The 15470-nt window shown below is 47.6% G+C and carries 19 protein-coding genes and 1 pseudogene; 17 read left to right on the forward strand and 3 right to left on the reverse strand.

Annotated features, from left to right (window positions below):
• Positions 1-26: 26 nt before the first annotated feature.
• From glpX to BR62_RS0101700, 7 genes and pseudogenes are all read left to right on the forward strand, one after another.
• On the forward strand, positions 27-992 hold the full coding sequence (gene glpX, locus BR62_RS0101675; protein WP_003151105.1) for a class II fructose-bisphosphatase: 966 nt from the start codon (positions 27-29) through the stop codon (positions 990-992).
• A gap of 201 nt (positions 993-1193) precedes the next feature.
• A pseudogene (locus BR62_RS20020) lies at positions 1194-1402 on the forward strand (hypothetical protein).
• Positions 1399-2685, forward strand: coding sequence for a transcription termination factor Rho (gene rho, locus BR62_RS0101680; RefSeq protein WP_003151107.1), 1287 nt, complete (start codon positions 1399-1401; stop codon positions 2683-2685). Before BR62_RS20020 ends, rho begins: the two are co-directional and overlap by 4 nt.
• A 121-nt stretch (positions 2686-2806) precedes the next feature.
• Positions 2807-3007 carry a 50S ribosomal protein L31 gene (rpmE, locus tag BR62_RS0101685; protein WP_003151132.1) on the forward strand — a complete coding sequence of 67 codons (201 nt, stop codon included), beginning with the start codon at positions 2807-2809 and terminating at the stop codon, positions 3005-3007.
• Between the two features lie 84 nt (positions 3008-3091).
• On the forward strand, positions 3092-3676 hold the full coding sequence (locus BR62_RS0101690; protein ID WP_007614390.1) for a thymidine kinase: 585 nt from the start codon (positions 3092-3094) through the stop codon (positions 3674-3676).
• A 283-nt stretch (positions 3677-3959) separates the two neighbouring features.
• On the forward strand, positions 3960-5657 hold the full coding sequence (gene malS / locus BR62_RS0101695) for an oxaloacetate-decarboxylating malate dehydrogenase (RefSeq protein ID WP_007407609.1): 1698 nt from the start codon (positions 3960-3962) through the stop codon (positions 5655-5657).
• Positions 5658-5743: 86 nt separating this feature from the next.
• Complete coding sequence (locus BR62_RS0101700; RefSeq protein WP_007407608.1) at positions 5744-6700, forward strand: AEC family transporter; 957 nt, start codon at positions 5744-5746, stop codon at positions 6698-6700.
• A 33-nt stretch (positions 6701-6733) separates the two neighbouring features.
• Here the strand turns inward: BR62_RS0101700 and racA are convergent, their stop codons facing one another.
• Positions 6734-7297: a chromosome-anchoring protein RacA gene (gene racA, locus BR62_RS0101705; protein WP_015418422.1), complete on the reverse strand. Its 564-nt coding sequence runs from the start codon at positions 7295-7297 to the stop codon at positions 6734-6736.
• A gap of 109 nt (positions 7298-7406) precedes the next feature.
• Positions 7407-7790, reverse strand: a complete 384-nt coding sequence (gene gloA2 / locus BR62_RS0101710) for an SMU1112c/YaeR family gloxylase I-like metalloprotein (protein ID WP_003151138.1) — start codon at positions 7788-7790, stop codon at positions 7407-7409.
• Between the two features lie 111 nt (positions 7791-7901).
• Between gloA2 and prfA the strand changes: the two genes are divergently transcribed.
• The 3 genes from prfA (at position 7902) to BR62_RS0101725 (ending at position 10183) form a co-directional block, all read left to right on the forward strand.
• Positions 7902-8972 carry a peptide chain release factor 1 gene (gene prfA / locus BR62_RS0101715; RefSeq protein ID WP_003151139.1) on the forward strand — a complete coding sequence of 357 codons (1071 nt, stop codon included), beginning with the start codon at positions 7902-7904 and terminating at the stop codon, positions 8970-8972.
• 1 nt (position 8973) lies between these two features.
• Positions 8974-9834, forward strand: coding sequence for a peptide chain release factor N(5)-glutamine methyltransferase (prmC, locus tag BR62_RS0101720; RefSeq protein ID WP_020956471.1), 861 nt, complete (start codon positions 8974-8976; stop codon positions 9832-9834).
• Positions 9835-9904: 70 nt separating this feature from the next.
• Positions 9905-10183, forward strand: a complete 279-nt coding sequence (locus BR62_RS0101725; RefSeq protein ID WP_007407605.1) for a DUF5316 family protein — start codon at positions 9905-9907, stop codon at positions 10181-10183.
• On the opposite strand, the gene BR62_RS0101730 is transcribed toward BR62_RS0101725, so the two are convergent.
• The gene (locus BR62_RS0101730; RefSeq protein ID WP_032869468.1) at positions 10170-10544 is read right to left on the reverse strand and encodes a UPF0715 family protein; all 375 of its coding nucleotides are present in this window, start codon (positions 10542-10544) and stop codon (positions 10170-10172) included. The two genes, BR62_RS0101725 and BR62_RS0101730, sit on opposite strands and share 14 nt — an antisense overlap.
• 160 nt (positions 10545-10704) lie before the next feature.
• On the opposite strand from BR62_RS0101730, the gene spoIIR reads away from it, so the two are divergent.
• From spoIIR to BR62_RS0101765, 7 genes are all read left to right on the forward strand, one after another.
• Entirely contained in the window at positions 10705-11385 is a 681-nt protein-coding gene (gene spoIIR / locus BR62_RS0101735) for a stage II sporulation protein R (RefSeq protein ID WP_007407604.1), read from the forward strand.
• Positions 11386-11455: 70 nt separating this feature from the next.
• Positions 11456-11899, forward strand: coding sequence for a GNAT family N-acetyltransferase (locus BR62_RS0101740; RefSeq protein ID WP_032869470.1), 444 nt, complete (start codon positions 11456-11458; stop codon positions 11897-11899).
• Between the two features lie 156 nt (positions 11900-12055).
• Entirely contained in the window at positions 12056-13096 is a 1041-nt protein-coding gene (locus BR62_RS0101745) for an L-threonylcarbamoyladenylate synthase (protein WP_032869472.1), read from the forward strand.
• A gap of 68 nt (positions 13097-13164) precedes the next feature.
• Complete coding sequence (locus BR62_RS0101750) at positions 13165-13722, forward strand: manganese efflux pump MntP (RefSeq protein WP_021494810.1); 558 nt, start codon at positions 13165-13167, stop codon at positions 13720-13722.
• A 73-nt stretch (positions 13723-13795) separates the two neighbouring features.
• Positions 13796-14251 (forward strand): low molecular weight protein arginine phosphatase, encoded by a 456-nt coding sequence (locus BR62_RS0101755; protein WP_032869474.1) that lies wholly within the window; start codon positions 13796-13798, stop codon positions 14249-14251.
• Positions 14252-14384: 133 nt separating this feature from the next.
• Positions 14385-14834 (forward strand): ribose 5-phosphate isomerase B, encoded by a 450-nt coding sequence (rpiB, locus tag BR62_RS0101760; protein WP_003151149.1) that lies wholly within the window; start codon positions 14385-14387, stop codon positions 14832-14834.
• 13 nt (positions 14835-14847) lie between these two features.
• Complete coding sequence (locus tag BR62_RS0101765) at positions 14848-15390, forward strand: TIGR01440 family protein (RefSeq protein ID WP_007407598.1); 543 nt, start codon at positions 14848-14850, stop codon at positions 15388-15390.
• The last annotated feature ends 80 nt before the right edge of the window (positions 15391-15470 follow it).

Genomic DNA, 15470 nt, shown 5'->3' on the forward strand with positions numbered 1-15470 from the left:
GACTTTTGAGAGGAGATCGTGTTGAAATGGAAAGAAGCTTATCGATGGAATTGGTTCGAGTCACTGAAGCGGCGGCTTTAGCATCTGCCAGATGGATGGGCCGCGGAAAAAAAGATGAAGCTGATGATGCGGCGACAAGCGCAATGCGTGATGTGTTTGACACGGTGCCGATGAAAGGCACGGTCGTGATCGGGGAAGGCGAGATGGATGAAGCGCCGATGCTTTACATCGGCGAAAAGCTCGGAAACGGATACGGCCCGCGCGTCGATGTCGCCGTCGATCCTCTTGAAGGCACAAACATCGTAGCGAGCGGCGGCTGGAATGCGCTGACGGTGATCGCGGTCGCCGACCATGGAACACTGCTGAACGCCCCGGATATGTATATGGAAAAAATCGCGGTCGGTCCCGAAGCGGTAGGCTGCATCGATATTGAAGCGCCTGTCATTGATAACTTAAAAGCCGTTGCGAAAGCGAAAAACAAAGACATTGAAGATGTCGTGGCAACCATTTTAAATCGTGACAGACATGAAAAAATCATCTCTGAATTGCGTGAGGCGGGCGCCAGAATCAAACTGATCAACGACGGTGATGTCGCGGGCGCCATCAATACGGCCTTTGACCATACGGGAGTAGACATTCTCTTCGGTTCAGGCGGGGCTCCTGAAGGCGTGCTGTCTGCCGTTGCGTTAAAAGCGCTCGGCGGCGAAATCATCGGCAGGCTTCTGCCGCAAAGTGCGGAAGAGCAGGCCCGCTGTGAGCGAATGGGCCTTGATGTATCCAAAGTGCTCCGGATGGAGGACCTTGTGAGAGGGGATGACGCCATTTTTGCCGCAACGGGCGTCACGGACGGAGAGCTGCTGAAAGGCGTTCAGTTCAAAGGCTCCGTCGGCACGACTGAAAGTCTGGTCATCCGGGCGAAATCAGGAACGGTCCGATTCGTTGACGGAAGACACAGCCTGAAGAAAAAACCAAATCTTGTGATCCGGCCATAAATAGAGAAAAGCGGGACGGAAAGTCCCGCTTTTCTTTTGCAATAAAGAGTCAACCCTATCATTTATATGTCAAAGCATTATTTAAGTTGAATAATTTTTTGAAATGAGGTAAAAATAAAGAGTGCTGCGATTTTTCTGTGTCATTCCTTCTTTTGAGTACTGGGAAATTTTCAAATTCTACCGCATACAGACGATATAAATATTGATCTTCTCAAGTTTTTGTCCTCGCTTCCTTCAAAACTCATTAAGACATTCCTTTTTTAAAAAAGCGCCGATCATGGGTGGAAGTGTTACCGATAGAAGTTCCTGAACGTTTTATAAAAGAATGTGCTTTGGCGGAATCATGCGAAGCAGCCGATTTGAATGAAAACAGCAATACATTGACTATGAAAAGCGTGGTGTTTTTATGAAAGACGTATCTATTTCCTCTTTGGAAAATATGAAATTAAAAGAACTATATGAACTGGCCAGACATTATAAAATCTCCTACTACAGCAAACTGACTAAAAAAGAATTAATCTTTGCCATTCTGAAAGCCAACGCCGAGCAGGAGGATCTTCTGTTTATGGAAGGCGTGCTCGAAATCATCCAATCGGAAGGATTCGGCTTCCTCAGACCGATTAATTACTCGCCAAGCTCAGAAGACATCTACATTTCTGCTTCCCAGATCCGCCGCTTTGATTTAAGAAACGGTGACAAAGTATCCGGCAAGGTGCGTCCGCCGAAAGAAAACGAACGCTATTACGGACTTTTGCACGTTGAAGCGGTAAATGGAGACGATCCGGAATCTGCGAAGGAGCGCGTCCATTTTCCTGCGCTGACTCCGCTTTATCCGGACCGCCAAATGGTGCTTGAGACGAAACCGAATTATCTCTCAACAAGAATTCTCGATATGATGGCTCCCGTCGGTTTCGGCCAGCGCGGTCTGATCGTGGCGCCGCCGAAAGCCGGTAAAACCATGCTGTTGAAAGAAATCGCTAACAGCATTACGACAAATCAGCCTGACGCTGAATTGATCGTTCTCTTAATTGATGAAAGACCGGAAGAAGTAACGGATATTGAACGTTCCGTAGCGGGCGATGTCGTCAGCTCGACGTTCGATGAAGTGCCGGAAAATCACATTAAGGTAGCGGAGCTTGTGCTTGAACGGGCGATGCGTCTCGTTGAACACAAAAAAGACGTTATCATTCTGATGGACAGCATTACCCGCCTGGCACGGGCCTACAACCTCGTTATCCCGCCAAGCGGACGTACGCTTTCCGGCGGGATTGACCCGGCTGCGTTCCATCGTCCGAAGCGCTTTTTCGGTGCCGCGAGAAACATTGAAGAGGGCGGCAGTCTGACCATTTTGGCGACGGCGCTCGTAGACACGGGCTCCCGGATGGATGACGTCATCTATGAAGAGTTTAAAGGAACGGGCAACATGGAGCTTCACCTTGACCGTTCTCTTGCGGAAAGACGGATTTTCCCGGCGATCGATATCCGCCGCTCCGGCACACGGAAGGAAGAGCTGCTCGTGCCGAAAGAGCATCTTGACCGTCTATGGGCGATCCGCAAATCGATGTCTGATTCTCCGGACTTCGCAGAGAAGTTTATGAGAAAAATGAAAAAAACAAAAACGAATCAGGAATTCTTCGATCTGATCAACCAAGAATGGAAGCAGGCAAACCTTTCATCATCAGCCCGCCGCTGATAAAAAATGTATTTGCAAATGCAGTAAATGACTGATATAATTCTCTCATATGCGTTCCGGATTACTCCGGAATAATAACTCTGTTTCCACACGGGATTCAGGGCGGAAGGAGATGGATACAATGAAAGCAGGAATTCATCCTAATTTCAAAAAAGCAACAGTTAAATGCGCTTGCGGAAATGAATTTGAAACAGGCTCAGTAAAAGAAGAGGTACGCGTTGAGATTTGCTCTGAATGCCACCCATTCTACACTGGACGTCAAAAATTCGCTTCTGCTGATGGTCGTGTTGATCGCTTTAACAAAAAATACGGTCTTAAGTAATAATAGATTTTACAGGCAGGCAAGAATTGCTTCTTGCCTGTTTTTTATGTCCATAAACAGGAAAAAAAGGGGAGCGGATAGCCTATGTACATAATGAAGCAAAGCGGATGGCTTGAGCTGATATGCGGCAGCATGTTCTCTGGGAAATCAGAAGAGCTGATCCGCAGAGTGAAAAGAGCGACATATGCGAAGCAGGAGGTCAAGGTATTCAAACCTGCCATTGATAATCGCTACAGTGAGGAGGCCGTCGTTTCTCACAACGGCACATCCATGACAAGCCACGTCATCTCGTCTTCGGCTGAAATATGGGATCATATCAGTGAAAGCACGGACGTCATCGCGGTAGATGAGGTGCAGTTTTTCGGCGAATCGATCATCGGCGACTTATCCTCGCTTGCGGATAAAGGCTATCGTGTCATCGCGGCCGGACTTGATATGGATTTCCGGGGAGAGCCTTTCGGCGTGGTGCCGAATCTGATGGCGGTTGCCGAATCGGTGACGAAGCTGCAGGCGGTCTGCTCCGTTTGCGGGTCGCCGGCAAGCCGTACGCAGCGTTTGATTGACGGGAAGCCCGCTTCCTATGATGATCCGGTCATTTTAGTCGGCGCATCGGAGTCATACGAAGCGAGATGCAGACATCATCACGAAGTGCCGAAAAAAACAGACTGATAAATAACCCTTTTCATGAAAACACCGGTAAAAAATCCGGTGTTTTTTTGACGTTTTTTCAAAAATTGTAGTTAAATAACTTAAAAAAGAGTATGAAAAAATTAAGTAATTTTCATCTCTTGAATTTTCATTTTTACAGGCATAAAATGACTAAGTAATGTAAATAGTTATGAGACATTGTTCGAATAATTGTCAAAAAAAGATATAGCAGATCGCGATCACACTAGCCAAAATGGGTAATTACTTAACTTTGTTAACTATTTGAAGAAAGAAGGAGATTTTCTTGAATAATATTAAAGTAACGAAGGAAGGCAACTTAGAAACTACTTTAAGAGGAAAAGAAGTTCTATCTATCCCTACTTTAAATAAAGGTGTTGCGTTTTCAGCAGAAGAAAGAAAAAGCCTTGGATTAGACGGGCTGCTTCCTCCGACAATTCTGTCTCTTGATGAGCAGGCAAAACGCGCATACGAGCAGTTTCAAGCTCAGCCGGACCGCCTTCGCCAAAACGTGTATTTGAATGATTTGCAAAACCGTAACGAAGTTCTTTTCTTTAAATTGCTTCAAAACCATCTTCGTGAAATGCTGCCGGTTGTTTACACACCGACTGTCGGTGAAGCGATTCAAGAATACAGCCATGAGTACAGAAGACCTCAAGGGATTTACCTTTCTATCGACAACGTGGAAGGGATTGAAGAGGCATTTGAAAACCTTCATGCCACTGCCGGAGATATTGATCTGATCGTTGCGACAGACTCAGAAAGCATCCTCGGAATCGGTGACTGGGGTGTAGGCGGTATCAACATCGCCATCGGTAAATTAGCGGTATACACAGCTGCCGCCGGTATTGACCCAAGCCGTGTTATTCCTGTCGTTCTTGACGTCGGTACGAACAATGAAAAACTTCTGAACGATCCTTTATACATCGGTAACCGCCATGAACGTATCCAAGGCGAACGTTACGAAGCTTTCGTTGACGCTTATGTAAAAGCTGCGCTTAAATATTTCCCTAAAGCTCTTCTTCACTGGGAAGACCTTGGAAACAAAAACGCGCGCAATATCATGAAGAAATACAACCATGAAATTCTTACATTCAACGATGACATTCAAGGAACAGGCGCGATTACGCTTGCAGGTGTGCTTGCGGCTATGAAGAAAACAGGCGCGTCTATTAAAGACCAGCGTGTGGTTGTCTTCGGTGCGGGATCTGCCGGAATCGGAATCGCTGACCAAATCCGCGACACTATGGTGCTTGCCGGTCTTTCTGAAGAAGAAGCCAACAAAGCGTTCTACACAATGGACTACAGAGGCTTGTTAATTGAAGGTATGGAAAACATTCTTGATTTCCAAGAGCCGTACCTGCGCACAGCTGAAGAAATTAAAGATTGGAAACGCGATGAAAACGGACAAATTCCTTTCATTGAAGTGATCCGTCAAGCGAAACCGACAATCTTAATCGGTACATCAGGCCAAAGCGGCGCGTTCAGTGAAGAAATCGTCAAAGAAATGGCAAAACACGTTGAGCGTCCGGTCATCATGCCGATGTCTAACCCGACACCGCTTGCTGAAGCCGTTCCTAGCGATCTTTTCAAATGGACTGACGGCAAAGTGCTTGTGGCGACAGGAAGCCCGTTTGACAATGTAGAGTACAATGGCGTTTCTCATGAAATCGGACAATCTAACAACGCATTCGCGTTCCCTGGACTTGGTCTCGGTTCAATCGTTGTAGAAGCGAAAGTGATTACTCCTGCAATGTTTGCGGCAACTGCTGACGCAATCGCAGAAAGCGTTGATTTTGAAACACCGGGTGCAGGCCTTCTGCCGAGCATGAGCGACTTACAAGAAGTTTCAATTAAAGTTGCGATCGCCGTAGCGGAAACTGCCATTAAAGAAGGCGTGGCAAACCGCATTCCTGAAAATGTAGAACAAGCCGTTCTTGATGCAATGTGGAAACCGCAATATAAACAAGTTGTCGCTAAATAATTTTTACGATTAATTTTACAGTCCGAGGGAAAGCTTTTATGTAAAGGCTAAAGTATACGGACATTAAGGATTTGGAGGAGAACATTTTGAGCTTCTTAGATATTTTAATCCTCCTGGCGCCGATCTTTTTCGTGATCGTGCTGGGATGGTTCGCAGGTCGCTTCGGAAGTTATGACGCGAAGTCAGCAAAAGGGGTAAGCACCTTAGTTACGAAGTACGCGCTTCCGGCGCATTTTATCGCAAGTATTTTAACCACTTCAAGAAGTGCGTTTTTATCACAGGTTCCTTTGATGGTCGCTTTGATCATTGGGATTGTCGGATTCTTTATCGTCATTCTGTTGGTTTGCAAATTTATCTTCAAGTATGATTTAACGAATTCATCTGTATTTTCTTTAAACTCTGCACAACCGACATTTGCTTTTATGGGTATTCCCGTACTAGGAAGCTTATTCGGAGCAAGCGAAGTAGCGATTCCTATCGCCGTTACGGGTATCGTGGTTAACGCCATCCTTGACCCGCTTGCGATCATTATCGCTACTGTCGGTGAGTCATCTAAGAAAAAAGACACTGAAAACGAGAACTTCTGGAAAATGACTGGTAAGTCTATTCTTCACGGTCTTTCCGAACCGCTTGCGGCTGCACCGCTTATCAGTATCATTCTGGTACTCTGCGGTGTAACACTCCCTGGCTTGGGAGAAAAAATGCTTGATCAGCTCGGAAGCACAACATCAGGTGTTGCGCTCTTCGCCGTCGGTGTAACTGTCGGTATCCGCAACATTAAGCTCAGTCTGCCGGCTTTCGGTATCGCTTTGTTAAAAGTTGCCGTTCAGCCTGCGCTGATGTACTTGATCGCTCTTGCAGTCGGACTTCCGGCTGACCAGATCACTAAAGCGGTATTGCTCGTTGCATTCCCTGGATCTGCGGTAGCGGCGATGATTGCCACACGTTTCGAAAAACAAGAGGAAGAAACTGCGTCCGCGTTCGTGATCAGTGCGATTTTATCTCTCATCTCACTGCCGATCATCATTGCGCTGACTGCATAATGAAAAGCTCCCTGTTTCAGGGAGCTTTTTTGATTAGAATTGAAATTTAAAAGGCGAAAATCTCGTTTTTTTTCTGGGTTTCTTATGTTCTGAAGAAGCGGCTGTTTCTGAGAGGGGAGCTGTCTGGGCAAGTTCCTGGATGCGGGAGGCCAATGTCTGCAATTCGGTATTGAGGTCGTCAATTTCCCGTCTGTGCTGAAGAAGCTGATAAGACACCCCTTCATCCGCCTTTTGTTTCAGCTGGCGTTCAAGCTCCTCTATCCTTGAAAGCAGATGGTTCTCACCTTGTTTCTCTTTCGTGAGAATGTCCAGTTTGCGCTCCAGCTCTGCCAATCTTTGTTCAGCGCCGCCATTGATTTTCGGACGCTGCAAAATGAAGCCCGTCCGTTTTTTCGGCTGCCGGGGCACTTGAACGTCCAGAAGGGCAGTGCCTTCAGAAATTTGCCGTTTGACCGATTTCAGCACATCAAGATCCTCAGGTGTAAAGGAATAATGTCCGAGCTCATTCCGTTCAGCCGGAAGATTCAGCTGTTTGACCCACCTTTGCACCGTTTTTGCGGAGACGCCGAGCTCTTTCGCGGCCATGTTTGTATTCATGATCACATACCTCCTTTTTGCTAGGTATTCGACCATGAGGCGGCGTTCCCTTCATGTTAGACAAAACAAGAAGGAATTCGCCAAAGAAAGCGGCATTTCTTCAAAAAACTTACGCTTCATACAATTCAAGCGGAAGCTTGTCGGGATCAAAGAAAAAGGTAAACCGTTTCCCCGTCAGCGGATCGGTTCTGATTGGTTCTGTGCCGACGCCCTTTTCCTTTAACTCTCTGACGGCTGCTTCAAGATCGTTTACGGTGAAAGCGAGATGCCGGAGACCCGCGGCTTCCGGTCTGGTCGGCCGTTCGGGCGGATCGGGAAAGGAAAACAATTCAATCGCGTACGCGCCGTCCAGCGCAAGATCAAGTTTATAAGATTCCCGTTCCTTTCGGTATGTTTCTTTTATAATGCCGAAGCCGAGAATCTCGGTGTAAAAAGCTTTCGACTTTTCATAATCAGAGCATATGATTGCTATATGGTGGATGGATTTCAGCATATCCGCTCCTCCTTTTTTGCTTCAGTATAACAGAGGCGAATTGCTTTTGACTGGCGATAAGCCCTATACTATAATGAGAATGTTACGCACAGGAAAACAGAGGTGAAGACCGTGTTAGACCGTTTACAGTCAATTGAACAACGATACGAAAAATTAAATGAGCTTTTAAGTGATCCGGAAGTGGTCAACGATCCGAAAAAGCTTAGAGAATATTCGAAAGAGCAATCTGATATACAAGAAACCGTTGAAGTCTATAGACAATACAGAGACGCATCAGAACAGCTTGCCGATGCGAAAGCGATGCTTGAGGAAAAGCTTGATGCCGATATGAGAGAAATGGTGAAGGAAGAAATCTCCGAACTGCAGGGAGAGACGGAAACCTTATCAGAGCGTTTGAAAGTGCTCCTCATCCCGAAAGACCCGAACGATGATAAAAACGTAATCATGGAGATCCGCGGAGCAGCGGGAGGAGAAGAAGCCGCGCTGTTTGCGGGAAATCTCTACAGAATGTACTCCCGTTACGCCGAAATCCAAGGCTGGAAGACTGAAGTCATGGAAGCAAACGTGACCGGAACGGGCGGTTATAAAGAAATCATCTTTATGATTACGGGAAAAGGCGCATACTCCAAGCTGAAGTATGAAAATGGCGCGCACCGCGTACAGCGTGTTCCGGAAACGGAATCAGGCGGCCGTATTCATACATCCACGGCGACGGTGGCGTGTCTTCCTGAAGCGGAAGAAGTAGAAGTGGACATTCACGAAAAAGACATCCGCGTCGATACATTCGCATCAAGCGGACCGGGCGGACAAAGCGTAAACACGACGATGTCGGCCGTACGCCTGACGCATTTACCGACCGGTGTCGTCGTTTCCTGTCAGGATGAAAAATCTCAGATTAAAAACAAAGAAAAAGCGATGAAGGTGCTCCGCGCCAGAATCTATGACAAATTCCAGCAGGAAGCTCAGGCTGAATATGATCAGACCCGTAAATCAGCCGTCGGTTCAGGCGACCGTTCCGAGCGTATCCGCACATACAATTTCCCGCAAAACCGTGTGACGGATCACCGCATCGGCCTGACGATTCAAAAGCTGGATCAAATCCTGGAAGGCAAGCTTGACGAAGTGGTTGAAGCGTTAATCGTAGAAGACCAGTCAAGCAAGCTCCAGCAGGCGGAAAATTAAGATGAAGACCGTTTTTGAAGCCCTAAGCTGGGCTTCTTCTTATTTAACCGAAGCGGGAAGAGAAAAAAACGCGGCCGAGCTGCTGTTGTTAAATGATACCGGAATGGACCGGAGCAAGCTTCTCGCAAGTCTGCAGGAGGCCGTCGGCGAGGACGAGCTTTATCGATTCAGGCGGCACGTGGAGATGCATAAAGAAGGTATTCCGATTCAATATATTATCGGGAAAGAACAGTTTTACGGCAGGGAATTTTTTGTGAATGACGATGTTCTCATTCCGCGTCCGGAAACGGAAGAAGTCGTCTTTCATTTGCTGGACAGACAAAAGCGGGTATTTTCCGAGGCAGAACGACTGAACGTCATTGATATCGGTACGGGGAGCGGTGCCATTGCGGTGACGCTCGCCCTTGAATGCGGACATTTTTCAGTATCGGCTTCGGATATTTCAAAAGAAGCGCTGCAGGTGGCGGAAAGAAATGCGCAAAACCTCGGAGCGGACGTCTGTTTTTTGCAGGGAGATCTGTTAACTCCTTTTATTTCATCAGGGAAAAAAGCGGATATTATTGTTTCCAATCCGCCGTATATTTCTGAAGAAGAAATGGCGGATTTGTCGGATATCGTCCGTTTCCATGAGCCGCTTCATGCTCTTACGGACGGCGGTGACGGTTTGAAATTCTACAAGCGGTTTATGGAGGAGCTGCCTCTTGTCATGAAAGATAAAGCGCTTGTCGTCTTTGAAATCGGATATAATCAGGGGAAAGCCGTGAAAGACCTGTTCCGTCATTCCTTTCCGAATGCGGAAGTGGAAGTCGTACAGGACATCAACGGAAAAGACAGAACCGTATCCGCGGTCATCACATCATGAAAAAAGCCCGCCGGTGACGCACACGGCGGGCTTTTGTTACAATGGAAAGAAAATGAAAGGGGCATCCGCCTTGAAAAAAGCGTTCGCCTTCGGATGTATACTCGCTGCCGCAGCTTATGCGGCGGGGGTTGTTCTGCCGTTTGGCGTTGACATCATTTTCGGCGCCGTTACGGCTGTTCTTATCGTCACAGCGATTATCGTTTCCGGGTTGGCCGTAAGCGGAGCGGAGCAGCGGGCCAATTATCATTCTGAAACAGAAGAAGGACGGCACGCCCGTTTAAAGATGGCCGCCGTTTTCTTTTGCGCCGCTCTCCCTTCAGCCGGCTGTCTGCTGATTACGCTTCTGTAGCCGGATTTTGTCTTTGCAGCAATACGGAATCCCATACCCAATAGACGACGGCTGTTAAAACCGCAAAGATATAAAAGGCTGAATTAGAAAACAGAGATTGGCCTGACGGCTGCAAAAGACCGAAGATGATCCCGTTTGCAATGAATGACACCCCTAAATAATAAAGAAGATACAGCGGATGAAATCTCTTCGGCTTTTTATTCAGAAAGTATTGAAGCGGCAGCGCAAAAATCAAATAAGGAAACAAAAAATAAAACGCCATCGAAATGAAAGCCGCGATAATGAATTGATGAACATACAAAATAGAATAAATGACAGACATACATGCCGCCGACAGCAGCACGGTGTAATTATATTTCATCTGAAAACCTCCTATCAAAATAATATCGTACCATATTTTGAATCTGTCAATGCAGATTATCAGCTTGCTAGATTTTTTTCTTCCCGCTGGTTTAAACCTTTTCCGTCATGTCCATAATGGGACTAGATAAAAAAAGCACGGAGAGGAACGGTGGGGACCGATGAAACAGACAATGATGATCTGCATATATATTTTTCTTTTATTATCAGGAGCGCTTGCGGGTTTGACAAAAGAAGAAACGGCGCGGGCATCAGCCGATGAGCCCGTCGTCATACCGGATGAAGCGATCCGGCTCAGAATTTTGGCCAACAGTGATAACGATGAGGATCAAAAGCTCAAGCGCCAGATCAGAGATGCTGTAAACAAGCAAATTACGGACTGGGTGAAAGATATCACTTCCATTGAAGAAGCGCGGCGGCTCATTCGTTCGAAGCTTCCTGAAATTAAAGAAATCGCCAAACAGACGATGAAAGAAAAGGGTGCGCATCAATCCGTTTCAGTTCAATTCAATAAAATCTCGTTTCCGACAAAGCTCTACGGCAATATGGTCTATCCGGCCGGAAAATATGAAGCGATTTTAATTACACTCGGCAATGGCGAGGGCGCCAACTGGTGGTGCGTCTTGTTTCCGCCGCTGTGCTTCCTTGATTTCTCAAACGGCGAAGCGGTGAAAGATCAGGAAGACGGCGGACAGAAGCAGGAAGAAACGCAGAAACAGACTAAAAAAGTGCTGGATGACGTAAAAGCAAAGGCTGATAAAGCGAAGAAAGAAAATAAAGATGACGATGATACCGAAGTGAAGTTTTTCCTCGTCGATTGGATTTCAGATCTATTTTCCTGAAGTAAAAGGCATAAATCCGGATTCGATTCATAGATTGGAAGAAAGAGTTGATCGAAACGGAGGGAAATATATGTTTTATCAGCTGAGAGTGGCAAGAGATCAAGATGCGGAGGCGCTGGAGGCCTTTTTGAAAAAGGCTGATACGGCACATGCGGAAATCGATCAGCAGATCAGCCGGTTTATCGTACTGGAAGACAGCGAAAAAATGATTGCCGCCTGTCTCGGGATCGAAAAATTCAGCGGCGGAAAAGGGCTTCTCCGTTCACTCGTCATGTCGGACAGGCTGAATCAAAGCCATATCGTTACACTGTTTCAAAGTATGGATGTGCTGTGCAAAAAACATGAGATTCAAGATGTCTACTTAGTCGCCAATCAGCCCTCATCTGCTGAGTTTCTGAATGTGATGGGATTTGAAGCGTGCGCCGATGCGCCTGATGAACTGTATACGTCCGAACATTTCCGCAACTCGTTATGCACAGAAGGTTCGTTTTTAATGGTGAAAACCTCTGCCTGATCTAACTTATACACAAGGTTATCCACTTATTAAAAAGTGTTGTCCACAGTTTGTGGATAACACTTGTTTTATTAAAGGACATCTTTTATACTTTCAAAAGGAATACACGAGAGAAAATAAAGTTTTACCGCTTTAAAATAAGGAGTTTGGTTCTACATGAAAACAAGAAGATGGTTTGTGGATTGTTCCGCAGAATTATCCACAACCGATCCCCAGATTACACAAGCCGCGGAATTGCTGCGGCAGAATGAGGTTGTGGCTTTTCCGACAGAAACCGTTTACGGACTGGGCGCTAACGCTGAAAATACGGAAGCCGTAACGAAAATATATGAGGCGAAAGGAAGGCCGAGCGATAACCCGCTGATTGTGCATATATCCCATATCAGCCAGCTTGATCGTTTTATCAGCCATATTCCTGAGACGGCGAAAAAGCTTATGGAGCTATTCTGGCCGGGGGCGCTGACCCTTGTCCTGCCGTGTAAGCCCGGCGTGCTGTCACCCCGTGTCACCGCGGGACTTGAGACGGTAGCGGTCAGAATGCCTGATCATCCGGTGGCATTAGCCCTCATCAGCTCGGCCGGACTGCCGATCGCCGCGCCGAGCGCCAATTTATCAGGAAAACCGAGCCCGACGAAGGCCGAGCATGTAGCTCATGATTTAAACGGCCGCATTGCCGGTATTGTGGACGGCGGCGCGACGGGAATCGGAGTGGAATCAACCGTTTTGTCCTGTACGGGGAAACAGCCCGTGCTGCTTCGTCCGGGCGGCGTGACAAAAGAGCAGATTGAATCTGCCGCCGGTCCGGTTCTTGTGGATAAAGGGCTGACCGAAGAAGATGAGGTTCCTATTTCTCCGGGTATGAAATATACACATTACGCGCCTTCTGCGCCGATGGCTATTGCCGACGGCGGCGCCCGGAGAATTCAAGAACTGGCAGACGTATATAAAAGCCGGGGAAAACGAATCGGCATTTTGACAACAGAAGAGAACGCCGATAGTTACCAGGCTGATTATATCAAGGTCTGCGGCAGACGCTCCGACCTTGAAACAGTGGCATCCGCCTTATACGATGCGCTCCGCAGCTTTGATGAAGCGGAAGTGGACATGATTATTTCTGAGTCCTTTCCGGATACCGGAGTGGGGCTCGCCGTGATGAACAGGCTGATGAAAGCCGCAGGCGGCACCGTTATCCATTAACTTGTTCTACCCCTTATCGGACATGCATAAGCTAAACATGCGGGCACGTCCAAGGGGGTTTTTATTTCATGTCGAATCTATTCATCGGGGAACTTGTCTCCTTAAGCATCATGGCATTTGCTTTGGGGACGGATGCCTTTTCCGTCGGACTCGGAATGGGAATGATTCAGCTGAAGAAAAAACAGATTTTTCATATAGGGGTTGTCATCGGGCTGTTTCATGTCATGATGCCGCTTGTGGGAATGGCGGCCGGGCATCTGCTGTCCGGTTTTTTGGGGATGCTCGCCGTTTACATCGGCGGATCTCTTCTTTTCATTTTAGGGGTGCAGATGATCATCGCCGCGTTTAAACAATCAGACGGGCCGCTCATATCTCCGGCAGGCTCGGGACTGTTGCTGTTTGCGGTCGGTGTCAGTCTGGACAGCTTTTCTGTCGGGCTCAGTCTCGGGATGAACGGCTCCAATCCGTTTTTGGCCGTTACGCTGTTCGGGGTCTTCAGCACCGTTTTAACATGGGCGGGCCTTTTGGCGGGAAGAAAGGTGCAGTCGTGGCTCGGCTCCTACAGCGAAGCGCTTGGCGGAGCCATTTTGATCGGATTCGGGCTGAAACTGCTTTTACCGATATAAGATACGTAAAAAAAGAAACGAAGATGCCGTTTCTTTTTTCTTCATTTATAATAGGCAGTAAGAGGTGACGGACATGAAAATAATCTTTGTATGTACAGGCAATACGTGCCGCAGTCCCATGGCTGAGGCTCTTTTTAAATCCATTGCAGAAACGAAAGGGCTGGATGTCAGCGTAAGCTCGGCCGGCGTATTCGCGACTCCGCACGGAAAAGCGTCGGTCCATGCCGTAGAAGCGCTGTTTGAAAAACGGATCGCTCTCAATCACAGTTCATCTCCCTTATCGGAAGAACATATCGAGACGGCTGATCTGGTGCTGGCGATGACGGAACAGCACAAACAGCTGATTGAAGGCCGATATCAAAACAGTCAGGGCAAAGTCTTTACCATTAAAGAATACGTAACGGGGGAAAATGGCGATATCTCTGACCCGTTCGGCGGTCCGCTTGATGTTTATAAACAGACGCGGGACGAACTGGAGGAGCTGCTGACCCTTTTGGCTGATCAATTGCTTGACGGAAAAAGCAAGTAATCTGTCAGAAAATCTGCAAACAGGTCATTTGCAAAACGAATGTGAAAGAGTAGAATGAAATCAACGGATTTCGTAATAAAAAGGACAAGCACACTGGGCTGTCTTCGCCCAGCCACACCTAGGAGGTAAATGAATGAAAGTAGCTATTGCGTCAGATCACGGCGGCGTCCATATCCGCGAAGAAATAAAAAGTCTTTTGGATGAATTGCAGATTGAATACATTGATATGGGCTGTGAATGCGGCGCCGGCTCTGTCGATTATTCAGACTACGCTTTTCCGGTAGCGGAAAAAGTGGTGAACGGCGAAGCTGACAGGGGAATTTTAATTTGCGGCACAGGCATCGGCATGAGCATCTCCGCAAATAAGGTAAAGGGCATACGCTGTGCGCTTGCCCATGACACCTTCAGCGCAAAAGCGACGCGTGAACACAATGACACGAATGTTCTTGCGATGGGCGAACGCGTCATCGGCCCGGGGCTGGCGCGCGAAATCGCAAAAGTCTGGCTGACGACTGAATTTACGGGCGGCCGCCACGAACGGCGGATCGGCAAAATCGCAGATTACGAAGAAAAAAATCTGTAAGAGGTGCTGGACAATGGAAGAGATGAAGCAAAAATGGACGGACATGCTGACTGAGTTTCAAGAACAGGCAGGACTGACGGACGGCAGTCTGCTGGTGATCGGGTGCAGTACAAGTGAAGCCGCCGGAAGCCGGATCGGCACCGCCGGAAGCGGGGATTGGGCTGAATTGATATACGGCGGACTTAACCGGTTTAAGGAAAAAACGGGTGTGCATCTTGCTTTTCAATGCTGCGAGCATTTAAACAGGGCGCTTGTCATTGAAGCGGAAACGGCCGAGCGGTTCAGGCTCCCCATTGTTTCAGCCGTCCCCGTCCCGAAAGCGGGCGGAGCGATGGCCTCTTATGCATACCGGCAGATGCGTTCTCCCGTGCTCGCCGAATCGATTCAGGCTGACGCCGGGATTGACATCGGTGATACGTTCATCGGCATGCATCTGAAACCCGTTGCCGTCCCTGTCCGGATATCAAGCCGTGAGCTTGGAGAAGCACATGTGACGATGGCCCGGACAAGACCGAAGCTGATAGGCGGAATTCGCGCTGTTTATGAATGCGAATGATGAAAATACTTTTCCTGTATAATGTTCGTGTTTTCTAATTAAATTTTGTGATTTTTTTAAATAAGCTGTTACATTCACCT

The sequence above is a fragment of the Bacillus sp. UNC69MF genome (genome assembly GCF_000746035.1).
Taxonomy (GTDB): domain Bacteria; phylum Bacillota; class Bacilli; order Bacillales; family Bacillaceae; genus Bacillus; species Bacillus velezensis.